Raw genomic sequence first — 21,366 nt, 5'->3', positions numbered from 1 at the left:
AACTGTATTATATTCGAATGCTATCCCAGGCCGACTGAAATGCCTGTTCCAAACTTTCTTGATTTATCTGGTAAAGGCCGCGTTTTTGCATATTCATTAAAAAGGCCAATGGGTTTATGGCATAAGCATAAAGAATGTATGGCGAAACATCTTTAATAATACCTTCCTTCTGCCCCTTTTCCCATAAATCCAGTAATGGCTGTAAATGTTTTAAACCTTCCTGCCTGCTGTCCTCATCAATCATCATTGTGTTATCGCACTGCGATAAAAACCATGCTTCCTCAACCTGTTTCAACTTATAGTCAGCAATATTGTACCAGATAAATTCAAAGGCTTTTTTTACGGGCATATTTTCAGAATAATCTTTGAATGCCTGCTTAGTATATGATACTTTCAGTTCCAGATAAAGCTGATTGATCAGATCCTGTTTGTTTTCGAAATAAATATAAATAGTTGCCGGTGACACATTGGCCATCTTGGCTATTTTAGACATTGGAGCATCATGAAAGCCGTTATTGTTCACCAAATTCAAGGTAGCTTTTAACAAAGCATTCCGTTTCTCCTTACTTTTTTCTCTGATTGCCATATTGGAAATTCTGATTTAATAGTCTTTTTTGATTTTGATAGAACAAATCAATACTGTCCCATTAAAGTCTTACAATGTTCTTTGAAATATTTGAAATTTAGTTTGTTACAGGCTTTTTTCGATTAAACGGATTTCAATTTACACTTTTGCTATTCTTAAAGAGATTAGCAAATGCATAAGGATAAATACGTTTTCGCTCAGTTAGCATCATTCCTTGATAGGAATAAGTTCAACTACATCGTTCGCAAGTATGAAGGTGACAAATACGTGAAACATTTCACTTGTTGGAACCAATTGCTTGCTCTGATGTTCGGGCAATTATCAAATCGTGAAAGTCTGAGAGATTTGATTGTCGCTCTTGATGCTCACCATTCCAAATCTTATCATTTGGGTATGGGCAAGAATATCTCAAAATCATCTCTGGCCAGAGCCAATCAAGACAGAGATTATCACATTTTTGAAGAGTATGCTTACAATCTGGTAAATGAAGCCAGACTAAAACGAGTTTCTGACATCTTCAAACTTGAAGGCAATATCTACGCATTTGATTCAACGACAATTGACTTGTGCCTTTCCGTATTCTGGTGGGCGAAGTTTCGCAAGAAAAAAGGTGGAATCAAAGTGCATACATTATATGATGTAGAGACACAGATTCCCGCTTTCTTTCACATTACAGAAGCTTCTGTGCACGATTCTACTGCAATGAAAAAAATTCCTTATGAATCAGGCTCATATTACATATTTGACCGTGCATATAATCACTTCAAAATGTTGTATAAGATTCATCAGATAGGAGCTTTCTTCGTTGTCAGAGCAAAGAAGAACCTTCAATATAAGATAATCAAATGGAAACGAAGATTGCCAAAGAATGTGCTTTCAGATGTAACGATTGAATTGACTGGATTTTATCCCAAGCAATACTATCCAGAACATCTTAGATTGGTCAGATATTGGGATGAAGAACAAAAGCGTGAGCTTGTATTCTTAACCAATACAATGCACATTTCTGCACTTCAAGTTGCTGAACTTTACAAGAACCGCTGGCAAGTCGAGCTTTTCTTCAAATGGCTAAAGCAACATCTGAAAATCAAGAAATTCTGGGGAACTACTGAAAATGCTGTTCGGATTCAGATCTACGTTGCCATGTGCACTTACTGTTTGGTGGCGATCGTCCAAAAAGACATGCAACTTGACAGAAGTACATATGAGGTTTTGCAGATTCTGAGTATTTCTTTAACAGATAAAACTCACCTTCGTGACTTATTTGAGAGAACTAAATTTCAAAATGACAAAGAACGTTTTAGGTTTAATGAGCCAAATTTGTTTAATTAATAATAACGTCCCGATTTTAATGGGACACTAGTGAGAACAAATATAAAATAAATAATTCACAAAATGAATGAACGTTCACTTATTTTAACATTTGAAATACAAAAAAACCGGTATCAGAGGATTTCAGAAGTATTCTATGCAGGAAAATGAGTATACAGAATAAAAAAGAAGCTTGTAATCTCCACTTCTAAGACTAAACAAGGAAAACAACAGGCAATTAGTTTGTATCGGAGTAAGTGTAATGCCCAATAATGGGAAATTCAAATAAACAATCCTCAATTATCTGACCAGCGCCAATGTTGTGCACTATTAGGAAGCGTTTGCCATCTCTGGATTTTTTATTAATTACGATACCAATGTGTGTAATTGCACCGCCTAAATTCCAGCAAACAATATCGCCGGGAGAATAATCAATGGAACTTTGACTTAATGGTTTCTCCTGTCCGTTACGCTCAAAAAATTTCATCAGGTTGGGTACTCTTCGGTGATCGATATTGGTATCGGTATGTTTCAACCCCCAAATAGCCGGATACAAACTAAAATTGGCTTTCATATCCTCATGAACCTCTTTCTGCAAATCGATTCCCAATTTTCGGTAAGCACGAATCACAACATCAGTGCAAACGCCTCTATCCGAAGGAATATCTCCATTTGGATAAGGAATTGAAAAATAGCTGGGATCGTAAATAACTCTTTGCTGGGTTAGCTGCAAGGCGGCATCCGTTAATTGCTCAGGAAATGTTTGTGCAAAACCAACTCCTCCAACAACAAAGAGTAAAACTGTGAATAGAAGTTTTTTCATCTGTTTATAATTTTAAGGTTTTGTCAGATAGTCCCGAAAGCTTTCGGGATTACCATGCTGGAATAATCACCCCCCTGTGTGTCAAAACATCCTCGTCATGGACGTTTCATGTGTCTAAATTTGTTTTTTATTACCACATAGCCTGTCCCGAACTTGTTTCGGGAGAACTCGCCAACCTAGTCATCCTCGTCTGTGAGAAAAGTCTTCTCATGGCTCGTTTCATCAAATCATTCATGAAAATATAGAGAACACAAATAAACAGCATGCTCCCGGAAGATAAAAACAACCGGAACATGCTGTTTAATATTATTTTATAAAATTAATCTTTCTCGGGAGACATGTACTTGTATACCAACCCGGCCAAAATTGCACCTGCAATCGGCGCCAGCCAGAACAACCACAATTGATCCAAAGCCCAATCGCCAACAAAAAGTGCCTGACTTGTACTTCGCGCCGGATTCACTGATGTATTTGTTACCGGTATGCTGATTAAATGAATCAGAGTCAACCCCAGACCAATTGCCAATCCGGCAAAACCAACTGGTGCTTTTGAGTGTGTTGCTCCTAAAATAATCAGTAAAAACATAAAAGTCATTACCACTTCGCTCACCAAAGCTGCCAACATGCCGTATCCGCCGGGCGAGTGCTCGCCATATCCGTTCGCAGCAAAACCTCCCATATCAAAACCAGCTTTACCACTTGCAATCAAATACAAGATTCCTGCACCTGCAATTCCTCCCAATACCTGAGCCACAATATAAGGCCCCAGATCTTTCAGTTCAAAACGTCCGCCAGCCCAAAGACCAATAGATACTGCCGGATTCAGGTGACAACCTGAAATATGCCCAATTGCATAAACCATGGTAAGCACAGTTAATCCAAAAGCAATTGCCACACCAACAAATCCAATTCCCAATTCGGGATATGCGGCCGCCAAAACAGCACTTCCACATCCACCCAGAACCAACCATAGGGTTCCTATAAATTCTGCGACTAATTTTTTCATGCGTTCATATTTTTAAGGTTTAAAGTAAAATAAACAAGGTTTGATTGTAAACAGATACTCTTCATCTTACAGAACAATAAATATAATAAATTCTTTTTTTACGGCTAAAAATTTATCAGTGGACTCTAATAATTGACTGAACCTGTTCCTAATCTACAGGTATAGAAGTTGAACTGGCATTTTTTTCACAAAAAAAAAACTTCGAAATCGATTGTATCTGATTAATATTGACCAGATGCTGTTTCAGTATTTTAAATTATTAGAATAATTCCAAATAAATTATACTTTTGTAGGCTTAATTTAAAATAAACTAGATTTATGACCTGCTACTCAACTTTATTGTTAAGAGTACTAACTCTGTTTTTATTATTTTCATTTTGTAAAAATTCATATTCCGAAGAAATAACTCTAAATAATAATGTTCTAACAACAAAAAAAATAAGTATTTCAATTGATGGAATTGGTGGCCACCAGAATCATATTCATCCTTTAAATAGTACAATGCTCATCACTAAGGAGAAATGGAATCATCAATATTTTTTAAATCCTGAACCATGGTCAGCAATCAATAGTAATTCTGTATGTTCGTTACAAATTGAGTTTGAAATTTCAAATTCACAGTTGAAAAATAAAATCGGCTCCGATCTTCCCTATCAGCATATATCTGATGTTCTATTGAAACTAGACAATAACAAGGTTGAAGATATCAGAAGACATAAACTATACTATTATGCAGATAATGCTTGGATCGAGAGCAAGTACATTCATAATTATAAAATCGCTCAGAAGGATGTTAGAGTATTAATAAATATCCCAATAGTAAATTCAGAATTAGAAACTATAATCAATAGCAATTCCAATTCGATAAAAAAAGTCAGAGTTTTGTTTGATAACGATGAAAAATACATTGATTGGGTTCTTGATGAGAATAATGAAATATTAAAGGAATTGAATAGAATTGCACAAATTGATTATAATGAGAGTATAAAAGAATTACACAGAAACCGAATACTCAAAGATTTTTAATCGTATTAAAACATCAATAGCAGAAAAGATCGTTATACAAACGATCTTTTTTTTTGCTTAAATAATTATTTGCATAGTACTTTGTGCTTATAAAGAATAGGCTATTGCTGTAAATTTACAATTGGCTGATAGTGAATTAAAGATTCTCAATCCATATTTTCTGCAAAATAGAATTAAAAATTCTAAACTCAGCCGGATCAGGAACAACTGTGTTATTTAAAGCAACATAATTTTCAGATAAACATTGGAGGAATCTCAAAATTATTGCTAAATTCAAGCTGTTTTTTTTTAGATGTAAAACCTCATATTCTATTATACCATGTCAGATCAATCAGATTTAGAAATTCTACTGGATGAAATCAATGCCATAGCAAATGAAAACATAAAGCATTGCGACATGCCATTCGAAATTTACATCTATGAAGCCGAACGCCTGCACACACGTGCAACAGAAGATCTGTCGAAACTTTCTGCCGTAAATATGCCGGTCGGTTTAATTGATAAACTGCATACCCGCACCAAGGCTTTGAGCCGTGCACAGCTAAACTGGGTGGAACTGTCAGGTGAAAAGAAACAGGCAATGACCAACTTTAAAGCCGAAACTCCCGCCCTGCTAAAACTGCGCAAACACCTGATTGACAACATGCAGTTTGCTTTTAGAAATGATAAAGATCTGCTGAAAAAAATCAGAGATATAAAAAAAGGCAATTCGCTGGCCAGTATTATTTTCGATTTGGCTCTATTGTCCCGACTGGGAAAAAGCAATGTTGAAGCACTGCAGGCCATCAACTTCGATTTAAGCCTGTGCGACAAGGCCACCGAAGAATATGAACGAATAAGTAATTTACTGGCCGTAAAAGACAGCAAAATGTACATTCCCGACGAGATGCTGCTAATCCGAAACAAGGCCTTCACTCTGCTTAAACAAGTGGTTGATGAAATCCGACGCTATGGTAAATTTGTTTTTCGGGATAAGCCCGGGATCGTAAAGGCTTACCAAAGTGAACACCACTGCAAACGCAATGCTGAGTATTATAACAACAAGAAAAACAACAGCTCTCAGAGTTAAATGAATACTTACAATACAAAAAAAGTCTGATCTTATTCCATTTTCATACATCCAGCCTAATAATTATTTGCTAACGCTTACTAATTAGATTTCTCTGCTGAAATATTATGAATTCATTTTATTAAATCACATCATCAGATGAATAAATGATTACTTCAGATTATGAAATGAATAGATCAGCTGTCATCTGATTGTATTGGATTTTCATCTGAAATGATAAGGATTTCAGCAAATAGTATAGTTTATTCATCTGACAATACTATTTGTTACGCAAACTATATTGTTTCATCTTCTGATATAGTAATAAAATCAGCAATCGTTCTGCAATCCGTAACTTAAAAGGGAAAACAACCCGGGACAACTACAGATTTGTAATCGAAATAAAATTTTAGAGGTAAAAATTCTAATCCAGAGGGACAAACAAATAAAAAAAGGACAGCAAATCTGCTATCCTTATCTATTCTTTTCAGAGTTTTTTTAGATAAAAAACACGGGTTCTTTGCGTTCCGAACAGTTTTCGAAGAGATTATTTGTTATCTGATTGATAAGCGGTGTATCAAAAATCCGGGCATCCTCCGGGCAGGCTTTAACACATGCACAACACCAAATACAAGCCTCTGCATTTGTAATTACTGTTTTGTTTACCTCAATAACATCAACCGGACAAACATCGGCACAAACACCGCACAAGGTACATTTCACGTCAATGGTTCTTGGTGACATTACCGGTGCATTTGGCAATTCTTTGTACGGATAATTACCAGAAACAGCTAATTCTGCACCTTCGTTCTTCTCCAATTTCGCCAAAATCTCTCCCGCAAATTGTTTTGCTTTTAGAAGATCTGCCTCATCAGGACGATTTTCTGCTATGGGTTTACTTTCTGTTGAATAAGAATGCTCTCCGATAAAAGCAGTGGCGGCTACAGGTGAAAAACCTAATTCTGTACTTACATCTTTTAACTCAAGCAGAGCATCATCGAAATCTCTGTTTCCATAAACCGCGACTAAAACCACAGGTGTGTTTTTAGCTTTAAATTTTTTCAATCGTGAAATTACATCAACTGGCAAACGTCCTTTGTAAACAGGCACACCAATAATGGTCAATTCATTACCAAAATTCTTAAACTCAAAATCGGTTTGTGTAATGTCAAACTCGCTTATTTGTTTTGCTTCCAATCCCTGCCCAATGGCTTTAACTACTTTTCTACTTGTTCCTGTTGGAGAAAAGTAGATTAAATTAACTGATGGTAAATTCATAGAATATTCTTTGTTCGTGCTACTGCCCGAAGGTAGGAAGTCTTACTATAATTTAAATTTATCGGAGCAAAAAAAATCTCCCTATCCAAAATAGAATGGGAGATTTTCAACTTAAGTAAATGTGTATTATTGATTTAAGGGTTTAAATAAATCCACCACCACCTTGTGTTTCCTGACTATCTCTTTGCTTTCTTCTTTTGGCTTTGTTTTTACCGTTGCCAAATCGGTACGAAAAGCCAAGATATGCTGTCCTACTCTCCCAATGAAATTCACCTTCCTGGTTGTAAGGTACTTTTGAATCAAACTTAAACTTCATTCCTTCAAAAATATCGTTTACTCTAAAGGTTAGCGTTCCTTTTCCTTTCAGCACCGTATAACTTGCTCCTGTATTGATCATCCACATTGGATCCACTTTAAATTGTAAATCTTTGCCACCTCCGCGGTACATTGCGAACAACTGAAATTTCAATTTTTTAGTAGCCGTAAAGCTATTGGACACCCGGGCATTAAAGGAACTGTTGGTAATCTCAAGATTCTCACCATTCGAAACACCGGTTTCTTTCTGAACATACAAATCGGAACTTGCATTCATCGACCACCATTTAAAGAATTGATAATTTGCTGACAATTCTATTCCATAACGATTGTTGCTGTCCGTATTGTAATAAGACATTTCCACCTTTTCAATATCCAAAGGATCTTTGTTTAATACTCTCGAGATATTACCATTTACTCTGCGGTAGAAAGCTCCAATTGTGGCAGAGCCATTCTTTAATCCTTTAGTATAATTGAATTCGAACGAATTGGTGAACTGAGGATCTAATTCTGGATTTCCAAATGAACTAATTAAAGGTGTACTCCACTCTCTAATCGGATTCACTTGCCCGATAGATGGCCTGTCAACCCTGCGGCTATAACTTAACTGCAATTGGTTTTTTTCACTCGGATTGAAAGTGAAAAATACAGAAGGATACACAGTAAAACGACTATCAGTATACTTAGCCCTTTCATCTCCTTTAGCAAACTCTCCATCTACTTCATACTGCTCAAGTCTCGCACCCATTTGCATCGTGAACTTATCTATTTTGTGATTTAAATTCACATATCCCGAATAGATACTTCTGTCATATGTAAATGCAGAATTGCCTATTTCATTATTAGTAAAATCATGTTGATTTGTTACTCTTGAATTCTCAGTATCATTTAATCTCAACTCCACACCTAATTCCAGCTTTGTATTTTCCGTCAATGGATTTGTGTAATCCACGTTAAGAAGCGTATTGGTGTAATCATTTTCAATCCCATCCATGTAATTCGAGGTCAAATCAATCGGATTAAGCAATTCTTTATAAGTAGCATCTTCGGGCGAGTCGCTCTCACTATAAGTTGCTTCGAATTCCAGATTGTGTCCTTCTTTTTCAAAGTCCATTTTGTAGTTAAGATTATAAGTACCTGTAGAATTATCTGTTTCAGATTTCATCAAACTATGATAATCCAAATCTGTTCCTCTAAAAATCTTTGTTGTTCCATCAAATACACCATCGCTAAAATTTTGTGTGGTATAAAATGAAAGTGTATTCTTTTTATTCAAATAGATATCGGCTCCTACTTTTAATAATTGAGAGTTATTTTCGCTGTTAAATTCAAATTTTTGAAGAATGTCATCAGCTAAAATAATTTCACCATCTCCATTTTCTGAATGTCTTAAAACTTCACCATAATTATTTCTTTTCCCTCCATTTGCACCAAAGTTTAAAAAGAAATTAACGGCTCCTGTTTTGTAATTTAAATCCAGAGAACCATTAGCACGTGTGTTTACTCCTCGTGTTACCCCCAAATTTACATTGCCGTTAAAGCCAATATTTGCGTTCTTATTCAATACAATATTTATAATCCCACTCATCCCTTCAGGGTTGTATTTTGCTGAAGGATTGGTAATCAACTCAATACTTTTAATTGAGGTAGAAGGTATCTGCTGCAGCAATTGAGCTGCACTAATATTAGTAGGCTTTCCATCCACCAATATTCTCACATTCTCGTTTCCTCTTAAGCTCACTGTTCCCGTTTGACTATCAACACTAACCGATTGCACATTGTTTAAAACCTCCGAAGCTGTGGCTCCTGCAGCAGTTAAATCTTTACCAACGTTTATAACTTTTCTATCCACTTTCTGAGTTACGCTGGACAACTCTGCTCTTACCGTTACTTCTCCAAGAAGTTCAGTATCCTCTTCAAGCTCAACAGTTCCCAATTTATGCGCTGATATTTTAGATGAGAAATCCAACTTTCTAACATATGACTTGTAGCCCATGTATTGAATCTCAATTGTGTTTTTCCCTTCGGTAATTTTCTTAATAACGAACGTTCCTTTGTCATCTGTTATACCTCCGGTAATTATTTTATTATTGGCATCTCTTATCACCACATTTACATATGGTAACGGCAACTTGGTCTTAACATCTATAATAATACCAGTTAACGATCCATTCTTAATTTCCACTCCCATATCAGCTTGTGCATAACTGGAAATACTGCATATCATTAATATGATTATCAATATTCTTTCTCTCATAATTAGTTTATTTACTTGGTTTGTTCCGTGGTTAATTAGACTACAATAAAAACTGAATGGTTACAAATAGATTTTTACAATTGTTCTGAACTACTACATTGGGCTTAAGTTAAAGCCCCCGGCAAAATGGCATAAAACTCTATTTTAACACATATCGGATTTGCCTTATCACATATGATGCCGAAAAACGTATCAGTCACACAATCAACACAAGAAGACTAGTTTAATTTTAAAACAAAACGTACGATAACGAACACACATTGTACGATTGTGACTTCTATTTTAAAAATAACAGGGAAGTACAAAGACAAGACACTGTAAATAGATTTTCTCAAAGGGCTATCTGGTACAAATGCTGTATGTTTTGTTTGAAAAAACGAATGAAGAGCAATTGGAAATATTCAACACCTTACAAGCCTACCTGATGCAATCTGAGGAAAATGAGGATGTGTAATTATCTGGCAATTTATATTTGTAATTGAGACCTGAGCCACTAAAAATATTGATTGGCTTTTTTATCCGCCTAGCCGTCTCCTATATCCGTCTTAACTAAGTAGATTAAAGTCTGGTATGATTTATAGTACCCTCGTTTTAAGATCACACAAACCTTGTTTCGCAATGAAAACTACTCATTTATTTGTCCAACCGTTTATTAGCCGTGTTATAAGGATCTTACGGTCTGGTGTCATTATCAATAAGGCTTATTTTCTCTGGTGGAATGATTTTTTTTGCGAATTGTTACAGCTATTTTCTTGAACTAAAAACAGGCTCCGAAAAAAAGCTAAGCCTGGAACAATAACTTTTTTGTTAATAAAACGTATATTAATGATCAATAAAAACAGCTTTAAATTATAAAGTATATCAGGAGTCTGTTTAATTATAATTATTTAAGAGATTCTTCCTGATATGGACCTTTATATATTAAATAATGCTTATTGAATTGAAGATAGTTTTAAATTAATACACCGAATAGAATGAAGAATGTTAATGATTGGAAAGCAAACTTGTTATTTATATTAACATTAATTTTCACACTATTTGCTTCAATTTTTGTAAAGTTTCTAAATGATAAAAAGGATGAAGCTGAATTTAGGTTCGAATGTAGGGAAATCAGCAGTAAAATAGATTTACGATTGCATGCTCATGCACAACTGCTTCGCAGCGGGGCTGCATTTTTTAGCGTATCAGATACCGTAAAGCGTGAGACATGGGGTAATTTCATAAAACAGTCAAAAGTAGACCTGAATTTGCCAGGAATATTAGGCACAGGATTTTCCTTGCTTGTACCTAAGGATCAGTTGGAAAATCATATTTTACAAATCAGAAATGAGGGATTTCCTGACTATAAGGTCTGGCCGGAAAGCTCGGGTGATACATCTACTGCAATTATTTTTCTTGAACCTTTTTCAGAACGTAACTTACGTGCCTTTGGTTATGATATGACAACCGAGCCCGTGAGAAGGGAAGCAATGGAACGTGCCCGTGATTTAGATATAGCTGCCCTTTCGGGAAAAGTCCTTTTGGTTCAGGAAACAAAAAAAGACGTACAAGCAGGTAATTTAATGTATGTGCCTGTATATCAAAAAGGAGTTAAACTAAATACTGTTGAAGCACGCAGAGCTGCAATTAAAGGTTGGGTATATAGCCCGTATCGGATGAATGACCTAATGTCAGGTATTCTGAATAAATGGAAGCATATCGATAACAAAAAAACATTTTACCTGCATATTTTTGATGGTGTTAATTGTACTTCTCAATCCTTGTTGTTTGAGTCTCGCAGTACTGAAGAGCAAAAGAAATCAGATAGGATACGTTTCAACTTAAAAGTTCCGATAAATTTTAATGGTCACCAATGGACATTGGAATATATACAACAGAAAGAAAATTTTATTGTTGATTATATAGCTTCATGGATGGTATTTATTGGAGGTTTAATTATTAGTATTTTACTATTGCTGCTCTCCAAATCAATGCTTAGCACAAAGCTTAAGGCACAACAAATCGCAGAAAGATTAACCTCTGAACTAAAAGAAAGTGAGCGTTTACTGAAAGAATCACAAGAAATTGCACATCTGGGAACCTATTCGCTGAATATAAAAACGGGTACGTGGAAGAGTTCCGAAATACTCAATACTATATTTGGGATCGATGAAAATTACACACTCACAACTGAGGGATGGAGTGCTATTCTTCATCCTGATTACAGAGAATTGGTGCTGAATTATTTTCAAAATGAGACAATAGCTCAGAGGTTACCTTTTAATAAGGAATATAAAATAATCAGAAACTGCAATAAGGAAGAACGTTGGGTGCATGGTTTGGGTAAATTGGAATTTAACAGCAATAACAATCCTATCCGGTTAATAGGCACAATAAGTGATATCACAGAACGTAAACTTGCTGAGGAGCAATTAAATTTAAGTCGTGAACAATACCGAAGTATATTCGAAAATTCACCACTTGGGATTTACCAGTCAACTCCTGAGGGGGATATCATAAATGCCAATAAAGCCCTCTTGCAGATGTTGGAATTTGAATCATTGGCTGAATTACAAAATAGAAATCTGGCAACAGAAGGGTACAGTAAAGAATCTACGATTAGCCGTAAGCAGTTTGTCGAAATGATTGAAAAAGACGGTTATGTAAAAGGTTTGGAGGAAAGTTGGACAACTAAAGATGCGCGAGTTATTCCAATTCGGGAAAATGCACGAATCGTTAAAGGTATAAATGGGAAAGTATTTTTTGAAGGTACTGTTGAAGATATTTCGGAACGAAAGAAGACTGAAAAACAACTGCTTTTAAGCCAGGAACAATATACTATAGCAGTTGAAGGCTCCAATGATGGCATATGGGATTGGGATATTATTTCCAATGAGGTGTATTTCTCACCCCGGTGGAAAAGTATGCTTGGTTATAATGATAAGGAATTGGAAAACAGCTTCAGCACTTGGGAAGCTTTACTTCATCCTGAAGATCATAAACCAGCTTTAGCTGTCGTTCAAGCATACTTTAATAATGAGATTCCTGAATACGAAATGGAGTTTAGGATGAAACATAAGGATGACAGCTACAGGTGGATTCTTGCCCGGGGGAAAGCCTTGCGTAACGAAACCGGCAAACCTTATCGTATGGCTGGTTCGCATACCGACATCACATCTCGCAAGATAGCTGAAGAAGAAATCAATAGATTAAATGTGCACAATCAATTAATTCTGAATTCTATTGGAGAAGGAATTTATGGATTAGATTTGGAAGGTATAATGACCTTTGTAAACCCGGCCGCGGCTGCCATGATAGGAAAACCTATTGAAGAACTTATTGGTAAAGAAGGCCATGCTGACCACCATCATACCCGTCAGGACGGCTCTCAATACCCTCGTGAAGACTGTCTGATCTATAATGTTTTTCGTACAGGAGTAGCCAGCCATGTGGATAATGAAGTGTTTTGGCGGGCGGATGATACTAGTTTCCCTGTTGAATACACATGTACGCCAATAAAAAACGACACAGGAAATTTGATAGGGGCAGTTGTTGTATTTAAAGATATTACTGAACGTAAACTGGTCGAAAAGGAATTGAAAGAAAGTGAAAAACAACTTCGTTCAATCATCGAGTCGTCACCTATTCCAATGGTTATAACTAAAGTTTCTGAAGAGATTATAATAATGGCAAATGAAAGCCTTGGTAAACTCTTTAAAATTTCTTTATCGGATGCGATTGGACAGAAATCACCCGATTTTTATTCGAATTCCCAGGATCAAAAAAAATTATTCAAGATACTAATGAAGGATGGAGTTGTGGATAATTATGAACTTGTTTTAAAGAAAGCAGATCAGGAATTATTCTGGGGTTCAGTATCACTTAAATTAATGACCCTCGAGAATGAACAGGTATTGATAACAGGATTTCATGATATCACAGAAATGAAAAATGCTGAGGAAGAAATCATCAAACATCGTGAGCATCTTGAAGAAATGGTCTTTGAAAGAACCCGTGAACTAACTATTTCACAGCAGAAACTGCAACAAAGTCTTAAAGATATCACAGATTACAAATTTGCCCTTGATGAATCAAGCCTTGTTTCTATTACTGACAATAAGGGCGTTATAAATTATGTAAATGATATTTTCTGTAAAAAATCAAAATACAGCCGGGAAGAACTCATTGGGAATACCCATCGAATTATAAATTCGGGTTGTCATTCAAGTGACTTTTTTATTGACTTGTGGCATACAATTTCAAAGGGTAAAGTCTGGCGAGGGGAAGTTAGAAATAAAGCAAAAAACGGAAGTTTTTATTGGGTAGATTCAACAATAGTACCTTTTCTTGACAAGCAGGGGAAGCCATATCAGTATGTATCTGTTCGATTTGATATTACCGATAAAAAACTTTCAGAAGAAGATCTAATCAAAGCAAGAGATGCTGCTAACTCTGCCAACCAGGCTAAGAGTGAATTTCTGGCAAATATGAGTCACGAGATTCGTACACCTATGAATGCCGTGATTGGATTTTCGGAACTTTTATCTAAAACCGTGAAAGAGAAAAAACAACGTTCACAGGTAGAGTCGATCCGCAGCAGTGGGAAAAATCTATTGAAAATTATCAATGACATTCTGGATCTTTCGAAAATTGAAGCGGGTAAAATTGACATCATACCTGTACCAGTCAATCTTTATAGTCTAACCAAGGAAATTAAAAATTTATTTGACCCCAAGGTGAATGAAAAAAAGATTGATCTCTTTATCGAATATGAAAGTACAATTCCCAAATTACTTCTCCTTGATGAAGTGCGATTGCGCCAAATTTTGTTCAATCTTATAGGAAATGCTCTCAAATTTACTGATAATGGACATGTTATCTTAACAGTTGATGCGCATCGAAATATAAAATTGAAAGATAGTTATGACCTGATTTTACATGTTGAGGATACTGGAATAGGCATCCCGATTGATCAACAGAAATTGATTTTTGAGCCTTTCACCCAACAAAAAGGACAAAGTGCAAAATATGGTGGAACTGGTTTAGGCTTACCCATCACTAAAAAATTGATTGAAAAAATGGGTGGTACTATTCATCTTGAAAGTGAAGCAGGCAAAGGGAGTAATATAAAGGTTATTATTCCAAACATACCTGTTTCTGAGACTGAGATCGAACCCGAGGAGAGTTTGATAGATTTAACAATAATAAAATTCAATAAAGCAAAAATTCTGCTTGTTGATGACAATGAATTAAATCGTGAACTGATTAAGGATATGTTAGAACATTCACAGCTTGATGTCTTTGAAGCCGAAAATGGCGAAGAAGCTGTGCAGTCAGCAACAAAAAATCTGCCCGATTTAATTCTGATGGATTTACGTATGCCGGTAATGAATGGTTATAAGGCCACAGAAATACTGAAGCAAACAAAAAGTACCAAATCCATTCCGGTTATTGCAATCTCAGCTTCTGCAAAAAGTATAATAACTGGAAATAGAAATGTAAAGATATTTAATGAGTTTTTAATGAAACCGTTGGATGCTTCTGACTTGTTTGATAAGATGAAGAAGTATCTCACATATCAGGTTAAAGACGAAGTAGCTGCAGCTGATTCCAAACAAATTGACTTTGCACTGACTCAGGAACAATTAAATCAGCTACCTGAACTCATAGCAGTTCTTGAAAATAAGTTTGTTCCTATTTATCAGAATGCTATCCAATCGCAAATGATTGACCAAATTGAAGAATTCGGTAAAGAATTAATTAAACTAGCTGAAGAAAATAAGATTGAATATCTTAAAGATTATGCAAGCGAAGTTTGCAGTTTGGCAGATAATTTCGAGATCGACAGATTGTTGAAGACTCTGGTAAAATTCCCGAAAGTAATAGAACAACTTAAAATGAACAAAATATAACCTAAAAGCATATGGAAACAATTAGCAATAATAAAATTAAGATACTCGCAGTTGACGATAATCCTAAAAATATTCAGATAATTGGCAGCATCCTGCGCGATGAGGGATATTCTGTTGGATTTGCTTATGACGGTCAGCAAGCCTTAAATCTTTTAAATAAGATACAAGATTTTAATCTGGTCCTTTTAGATGTAAATATGCCCGTAATGAATGGTTTCGAGACCTGTAAAGCCATGCGTGAAAACGAAAACATGAAGGAAATTCCAGTCGTATTCCTGACTGCACTTAACGAATCTGAAAATGTGGTTAATGGCTTTGAAGCTGGAGGACAGGATTATATCATCAAACCTTTTAATTCAAAAGAAGTATTGGTGAGAGTGAAAACTCATATCGATCTGAAAAGGAGTAAAGACCAACTTAAAAAAGTAAACCAATGGCTTGAAGAAAAAGTAACAGAGCGCACCAAAGAGCTCCAGAAAGCAAATAGTGAACTTGAAGAGGTCAATCAGGAATTAGAGGTGTTGGATAAAGCAAAATCAGATTTTCTGTCCATAATTAGCCATCAAATTAACACACCTTTAAATGGCATAATTGGTTTCATTGGCATATTGAAAAATGAATTGGTCGATTCTAATGTTACAGAAATGTTACATTATCTTGAGATTTCTGCCAATCGGCTTCATCGCTTTGCTAAAGTAAGTTTGAAAATTACCGAGTTACGCACTAAAAAACAGACCCTTCAAAAAAGTGAAATTAGATTAAGCGATTTAATTGAATCAACCAAGCTTAATCTTTCGGAACAAATTAAAGCAAAAAAGGCGAATGTAGTTTTTGATGGCAAGATTGATAATGCGCACATAAATGGTGCTCAAGAACTAGTTGAATTTTGCTTTGAAAGCATTCTTGACAATGCAATCAAATATTCACCCAATGGCGGGCTTGTTCGTGTGAACATAGATTCTGATATAAAAAAAACAACCTGTTCTTTTATTGATCAAGGTGAAGGCTTTAACCCACAGACACTAAAAAATAGATTTAAATTATTTGCTACTAACTCCCAGTATCATGATGATCAAAATGGTCTTGATTTGGCTACAGTGAAACTTATTATGGATGCCCATAACGGAGAAATTATAGCAACAAATAATGAAGAGATCGGAGCTGCAGTGTTATTAATTTTTCCAAACGAATAATTTATGTAAAGAGTTTCATAAGCAGTTATAAATAAGTTGTTCGCTTAATAGTGATAGAGTGCAGTTTGATTAATTCTATAATCGATGAGTATTTATAAGGGAGACAAATAAAGATATATCACCCAAATAGAGTCTTGCGGAATACTAACAATCAGAAGTTAAAATATTTTAAATTAGGTTCTAACTATGGTATTTGTACACAAATCCAGACTAAAACTCTACCAATATACTCTTTGTCTTTAGTCCTGCCCTATCATTTTTACCGTTCTTCATTTTTTTATCAACAAGCTTGGCGAATATTTGGGTATTGCACCCGGTACTACACGGGTACTGCAAATGTGATAAAAGAAACGTTTTTTTGCGTATCAGAAATTTGATACAACACCTAAAGATAGTAGATATGGCGGGGGTTTGCAACAAAAAAGACGATACTTTCGTATCGTCTTTGTGATCCAGCCAGGGCTCGAACCTGGGACCTATAGCTTAGAAGGCTATTGCTCTAATCCAACTGAGCTACTGGACCGTCCTTGTTTTCTTTTTTTTCTTTTTTGCCTTTAAAAAATGAGTGATCCAGCCAGGGCTCGAACCTGGGACCTATAGCTTAGAAGGCTATTGCTCTAATCCAACTGAGCTACTGGACCATTCCTTTAAAAGGCGATGCAAATATAGGTATTTATTACATTCCTAAACAAGTATTTTTGCGTTTTTTTTCAGTAAAAATCACCTGCACGTCAGTAAGAGCTTATATCACAGTTCTTATCCAGTTTACGAGGCCTTTGCATTTTATTATTTGCTGCAATTTGTCAGGCAATACGGGTATTTCGAAGTGTTTGTCACCAATCTGAACGACTCCTTCCTGAAAATCAAGCAAAAGCACATCATTTTTACGGTACGATTCTACAATTTCGCGGTTCACAATGAGCAATAAACCCTGATTAATTGCCGACCGATAAAATATCCGGTTTACCGATTTTACGATTACAGCACGCACTCCGGCATGAGCCAACCCAACTGCTGGATGCTCTCTTGAACTGCCGCAACCAAAATTTTCCCCCGCAATCAAAATGTCACCTTCCTCTACTCCATCGGCAAAAGAATCATCGAATCCTTTGAACAAATGTGGCCGAATTCCATCCGGATCGGAACTCAAAACCTCGTAGGTTAAGTTTCCTGCAAACATTTGGTCGGTATTTAAATGATCAACATCGGAGTAATCCCAAACACCATTTGATTTTCGCTGATCTGTTTCCTGAATTAGGATTGTTCGACTCTGCTGTTTTTGAAATGGAAATTCGATTTGCCGGGAAATATTTATTCTTGGATCTGTTATTTCACCAGTGAGAGCTGAACAGGCTACTGCAGCGGGAGAAGCAAGATATATCTGAGCATTTTTATTACCCATTCTTCCCAAAAAATTCCGGTTAGCTGTTGAAATCACAGTAAAACCATCGGCAGGAATTCCTTGTCCGGTTCCCAAACACGGTCCGCAGGAAGAACCCAAAATAGTAGCTCCGGCTTTCATCAATTTGGTGATAATTCCCTCTTTAATCGCATCCAAATATATTTTTTTGGAAGCGGGAGCCACCAACAACTGAAAACCAGGAACAATTTGCTTGCCATCCAATATTCTGGCTGCAATCCGCAAATCTTCCAATCTCCCGTTCGTACAGGTTCCTATTAATCCCTGATTTACCTTCACACCTTTTACTTCGGCTATGGTTTTTACATTATCCACATGATGCGGCGCAGCAACCAGTGGAACTAAGTCGCTTAAATTAATTTCGTATTCTTTAAAATATTGGGCACCTTCATCGCCCCAAATGCCTTTTACCTTTTGTTCATAAAAATCTTCCAACACTTTATCGGGAGGAAAAACAGCATTCTTAGCTCCCATTTCGGAAGCCAGATTTGCCAATGTCATGCGATCAGAAATAGAAAGACTTTTCACTCCCTCCCCATGATATTCAATAGACATATAGTTGGCTCCCGCCGAACCTATCATTCCGATAATCCACAAAGAAAGATCTTTGGCAAAAACACCTTCCGGCAACTTTCCATTTAGAATGATTTTAATGGATTCGGGCACACGAAACCATGTTTCTCCCCTTTTCCACAATCCGGCAGCTTCAGTGCGGTCTATACCTGCAGCCAAGGCATTAAATGCACCGGCAGTGCATGTATGACTATCACTGCCTACGATTATCATTCCAGGTTTGGCATGATATGACATAATCTGATGACAAATACCCGAGCCTGCATCGTAAAATTTTTTGATTCCCTGTTTCTGAACCAATTCCCGAACCCTTTGATAATCGGTAGCCAACTTGGCATTAGTTGGTGGCGCATTGTGATCCAGCACAACCAAAAGTTGATCAGGATCTTTCACTTGATCACCACCCATTTTTTCAAATGTATTTTTGATACTGGCCGTATTGTCATGAGTCAGAACAATATCGGGAGTTTTGAAAACAATACTTCCACATTTTGCCCGAAATATCTTTTCAACGAAAGTTAGGTTTTGCATAGTGCTAACGTATTTTTTAACCAATAACTAATCTTAACCGCTAAGTAAACTCAAAGTACTGCACAAAGTAGCACAAAGAGTCTCCTAATTTTCACTTCGTGTTATCCTTCGTTTACCTTTGTGGTTAAATCTTTAAAAGTATCCTTAACCACAAATGGCACTAAAAATACTTCGTGGTTAACTATCTAAAACAGTCCTCCATTTTGGTAAATTTCCAGTTGAACTTCAGAGAAACGTTCTCCCTGCACCGAGATATTTTTAGTTGTATTGGTGATTTTGCCCGTCTCTAAATCCAAACGAATTGTATCACCATCAGCTAGGCTTAGTTTTGAAATATCTCCGCAAGTCATAATTGGAAAAGCTGCATTAATGGCATTCCTCTCGTAAATTGCTCCGTAAGATTCTGCAAGAATGCCTTGTATTCCCAATGCTTTGAAACAATCAACTGCCTGTTGCCGGGAACTGCCACTTCCAAAGTTTTTGTGTGCAATCACAATATCGCCCGACTTGGCTTTTTGCGCAAAATCTTCGTATCCTTCCAGATTATCGAAAGTATACTGTCCCATTTCATCCATATCAGTAATAGAAAGATATCGATTGTGATAAATCATATCTGTATCGATATTATCCATGGGAATGTACCAAGCACGCCCTTCAATTCTCTTAGGTCTAATCAACACCTCAGAACTTGAATGAAGCATTGTACCCACTTCTATTTCTTTTCGGGGACCAAATGTTACGGGATGCTCTGGTATTTCATCGTGCGGAACAATGCAACCGGCAATTGCAGAAGCAACTACTGTAGCTGGTGATGCCAAATACACCTTTCCTTTTCCCTGCTTGCCCGGAAAATTTCTGTTCCCGGTGCTAATGGTTACCTCTCCTTCACCATTCTGTCCTACCTGACCGGCAGCACAACCTGCGCAACCAGCATTGGAAACCATGGCTCCGGCTTCTTTAAAAATATTAATCAAGCCTTCTTTTAAACATTCATTCCAAATTTCATCGGTAGCGGGAACGATCTTAAAAACGACACCAGGAGCTACTTTTTTCCCTTTTAGGATATCCGCCACAATCCGAAAATCTTCCATTCGTCCATTGGTACAGCTTCCAATAAAGGCCGAGTCTATTTTCACTCCTCTGACTTTGCTAACCGGAACAGTGTTGTGAGGTTCTCCCGGCAAGGAAACCCGGGGAACAAACTCTTCCAAATCTATTTCAAACACCTGATCGTATTCGGCATCAAGGTCAGCTTTCACTACATCAAACTTCCGTCCATTTCGAAATTGACTGTATTCCATAATGGCATCATTGGGAGTAAACAAAATGATGATACATCCCATTTCTGTAGCCATTGATGAGATTGTGATTCTTTCATCAAGAGTCATGTGATCTACTTCCCCGCCGTAAATCTCCACAGAATATCCAAGCAAAGAATTTGCTCCAAACCGGCTCAACAATTCCAAGACAATATCCTTGGCATAAATTCGCTCCGGCCGCTTTCCATTTAAATTTATTTTAACTGATTTAGGAACTTTGAACCAAACTTTTCCCTTATGAATTGCAGCGGCTATGTCTTTATCGCCCATTCCTTGCCCGAATGCACCTACAGCTCCCAAAATATTGGCATGAGAATCTGTAGTTACAGCAGTAATTCCCGAATAAGCGAGACCTTGTTCAATTAAGGTATGCGTTCCAATACCTGTATTGATATCAAATACTTTCACGCCATTATCCCGCGCAAACAACCGACATATTTGCTGATTTACTGCATATTTCTGATCTGACCCTGTAGGATTACAATCAAAAGTAAAATAGGTTTTTTGGGGATCGGCAATCTTCAAGTTATGCTTCTGAATATTTTTAACCACATTTGCTCCTCCAAAATCCCGGGCTGCACGAATGTCAATCTCAACATCAATAATATCGCCGGGCTTCACAAAGTTCTCTTTGGAGTGATTTGCCAAGATCTTCTCGATTAATGTCATTCCCATAGTTTCAAGTGTTTTAGATTTGATATCATCTCTCCTTATTATACTACAGCTCACACAACCAACTACTCACCTTCTAATTTACACAAAATATTTTCGTCATCATCACCATTTAAT

Annotated in this window: 12 protein-coding genes and 2 tRNA genes; 5 read left to right on the top strand and 9 right to left on the bottom strand. The window is 36.5% G+C overall.

What is annotated here, in order from left to right; all coding sequences use genetic code 11:
- Window positions 1-7: 7 nt before the first annotated feature.
- Window positions 8-586, bottom strand: coding sequence for a TetR/AcrR family transcriptional regulator (locus tag ACY0M5_RS08655; protein WP_124991781.1), 579 nt, complete (start codon window positions 584-586; stop codon window positions 8-10).
- A 171-nt stretch (window positions 587-757) separates the two neighbouring features.
- Here ACY0M5_RS08655 and ACY0M5_RS08650 point away from each other — a divergent pair, with 171 nt between their 5' ends.
- Window positions 758-1,918, top strand: coding sequence for an IS4 family transposase (locus ACY0M5_RS08650; protein WP_461629731.1), 1,161 nt, complete (start codon window positions 758-760; stop codon window positions 1,916-1,918).
- 217 nt (window positions 1,919-2,135) lie between these two features.
- On the opposite strand, the gene ACY0M5_RS08645 is transcribed toward ACY0M5_RS08650, so the two are convergent.
- Together ACY0M5_RS08645 and aqpZ are read right to left on the bottom strand one after the other, a co-directional pair.
- On the bottom strand, window positions 2,136-2,720 hold the full coding sequence (locus ACY0M5_RS08645) for a DUF1287 domain-containing protein (protein WP_461631483.1): 585 nt from the start codon (window positions 2,718-2,720) through the stop codon (window positions 2,136-2,138).
- A gap of 319 nt (window positions 2,721-3,039) precedes the next feature.
- Window positions 3,040-3,726 (bottom strand): aquaporin Z, encoded by a 687-nt coding sequence (aqpZ, locus tag ACY0M5_RS08640; RefSeq protein ID WP_461631482.1) that lies wholly within the window; start codon window positions 3,724-3,726, stop codon window positions 3,040-3,042.
- Window positions 3,727-4,044: 318 nt separating this feature from the next.
- On the opposite strand from aqpZ, the gene ACY0M5_RS08635 reads away from it, so the two are divergent.
- Together ACY0M5_RS08635 and ACY0M5_RS08630 are read left to right on the top strand one after the other, a co-directional pair.
- Complete coding sequence (locus ACY0M5_RS08635) at window positions 4,045-4,752, top strand: hypothetical protein (RefSeq protein WP_461631481.1); 708 nt, start codon at window positions 4,045-4,047, stop codon at window positions 4,750-4,752.
- 319 nt (window positions 4,753-5,071) lie between these two features.
- Window positions 5,072-5,821, top strand: coding sequence for a hypothetical protein (locus tag ACY0M5_RS08630; RefSeq protein ID WP_461631480.1), 750 nt, complete (start codon window positions 5,072-5,074; stop codon window positions 5,819-5,821).
- Window positions 5,822-6,298: 477 nt separating this feature from the next.
- Here the strand turns inward: ACY0M5_RS08630 and ACY0M5_RS08625 are convergent, their stop codons facing one another.
- Both ACY0M5_RS08625 and ACY0M5_RS08620 read right to left on the bottom strand, forming a co-directional pair.
- Entirely contained in the window at window positions 6,299-7,078 is a 780-nt protein-coding gene (locus ACY0M5_RS08625; protein ID WP_461631479.1) for an EFR1 family ferrodoxin, read from the bottom strand.
- A 142-nt stretch (window positions 7,079-7,220) separates the two neighbouring features.
- On the bottom strand, window positions 7,221-9,650 hold the full coding sequence (locus tag ACY0M5_RS08620; RefSeq protein WP_461631478.1) for a TonB-dependent receptor: 2,430 nt from the start codon (window positions 9,648-9,650) through the stop codon (window positions 7,221-7,223).
- A 974-nt stretch (window positions 9,651-10,624) separates the two neighbouring features.
- Between ACY0M5_RS08620 and ACY0M5_RS08615 the strand changes: the two genes are divergently transcribed.
- Entirely contained in the window at window positions 10,625-15,541 is a 4,917-nt protein-coding gene (locus ACY0M5_RS08615; protein WP_461631477.1) for a PAS domain S-box protein, read from the top strand.
- Between the two features lie 11 nt (window positions 15,542-15,552).
- The gene (locus tag ACY0M5_RS08610; RefSeq protein ID WP_461631476.1) at window positions 15,553-16,734 is read left to right on the top strand and encodes a hybrid sensor histidine kinase/response regulator; all 1,182 of its coding nucleotides are present in this window, start codon (window positions 15,553-15,555) and stop codon (window positions 16,732-16,734) included.
- A gap of 448 nt (window positions 16,735-17,182) precedes the next feature.
- Here the strand turns inward: ACY0M5_RS08610 and ACY0M5_RS08605 are convergent.
- The 4 genes from ACY0M5_RS08605 to ACY0M5_RS08590 all read right to left on the bottom strand — a co-directional run bounded on the left by ACY0M5_RS08605 (window position 17,183) and on the right by ACY0M5_RS08590 (window position 21,252).
- Window positions 17,183-17,257 (bottom strand) — tRNA-Arg (locus ACY0M5_RS08605).
- A gap of 43 nt (window positions 17,258-17,300) precedes the next feature.
- Window positions 17,301-17,375 (bottom strand) — tRNA-Arg (locus tag ACY0M5_RS08600).
- Window positions 17,376-17,476: 101 nt separating this feature from the next.
- Window positions 17,477-19,258 (bottom strand): aconitase/3-isopropylmalate dehydratase large subunit family protein, encoded by a 1,782-nt coding sequence (locus tag ACY0M5_RS08595; RefSeq protein ID WP_461631475.1) that lies wholly within the window; start codon window positions 19,256-19,258, stop codon window positions 17,477-17,479.
- Window positions 19,259-19,443: 185 nt separating this feature from the next.
- Window positions 19,444-21,252 (bottom strand): aconitase/3-isopropylmalate dehydratase large subunit family protein, encoded by a 1,809-nt coding sequence (locus ACY0M5_RS08590; protein ID WP_461631474.1) that lies wholly within the window; start codon window positions 21,250-21,252, stop codon window positions 19,444-19,446.
- Between the last annotated feature and the right edge of the window lie 114 nt (window positions 21,253-21,366).

Origin of the sequence: Labilibaculum euxinicum, assembly GCF_963678175.1 — a bacterium.
Taxonomy (GTDB): Bacteria; Bacteroidota; Bacteroidia; order Bacteroidales; family Marinifilaceae; genus Labilibaculum; species Labilibaculum euxinus.
The sequence above is the reverse complement of the archived record's forward strand: the minus strand, read 5'-3'. Positions and strand labels throughout refer to the sequence as shown.

Coding starts and splice junctions, on each gene's coding strand:
- ACY0M5_RS08655 (WP_124991781.1), bottom strand. CDS start 586: ATGGCAATCAGAGAAAAAAGTAAGGAGAAACGGAATGCTTTGTTAAAA.
- ACY0M5_RS08650 (WP_461629731.1), top strand. CDS start 758: ATGCATAAGGATAAATACGTTTTCGCTCAGTTAGCATCATTCCTTGAT.
- ACY0M5_RS08645 (WP_461631483.1), bottom strand. CDS start 2,720: ATGAAAAAACTTCTATTCACAGTTTTACTCTTTGTTGTTGGAGGAGTT.
- aqpZ (WP_461631482.1), bottom strand. CDS start 3,726: ATGAAAAAATTAGTCGCAGAATTTATAGGAACCCTATGGTTGGTTCTG.
- ACY0M5_RS08635 (WP_461631481.1), top strand. CDS start 4,045: ATGACCTGCTACTCAACTTTATTGTTAAGAGTACTAACTCTGTTTTTA.
- ACY0M5_RS08630 (WP_461631480.1), top strand. CDS start 5,072: ATGTCAGATCAATCAGATTTAGAAATTCTACTGGATGAAATCAATGCC.
- ACY0M5_RS08625 (WP_461631479.1), bottom strand. CDS start 7,078: ATGAATTTACCATCAGTTAATTTAATCTACTTTTCTCCAACAGGAACA.
- ACY0M5_RS08620 (WP_461631478.1), bottom strand. CDS start 9,650: ATGAGAGAAAGAATATTGATAATCATATTAATGATATGCAGTATTTCC.
- ACY0M5_RS08615 (WP_461631477.1), top strand. CDS start 10,625: ATGAAGAATGTTAATGATTGGAAAGCAAACTTGTTATTTATATTAACA.
- ACY0M5_RS08610 (WP_461631476.1), top strand. CDS start 15,553: ATGGAAACAATTAGCAATAATAAAATTAAGATACTCGCAGTTGACGAT.
- ACY0M5_RS08595 (WP_461631475.1), bottom strand. CDS start 19,258: ATGCAAAACCTAACTTTCGTTGAAAAGATATTTCGGGCAAAATGTGGA.
- ACY0M5_RS08590 (WP_461631474.1), bottom strand. CDS start 21,252: ATGGGAATGACATTAATCGAGAAGATCTTGGCAAATCACTCCAAAGAG.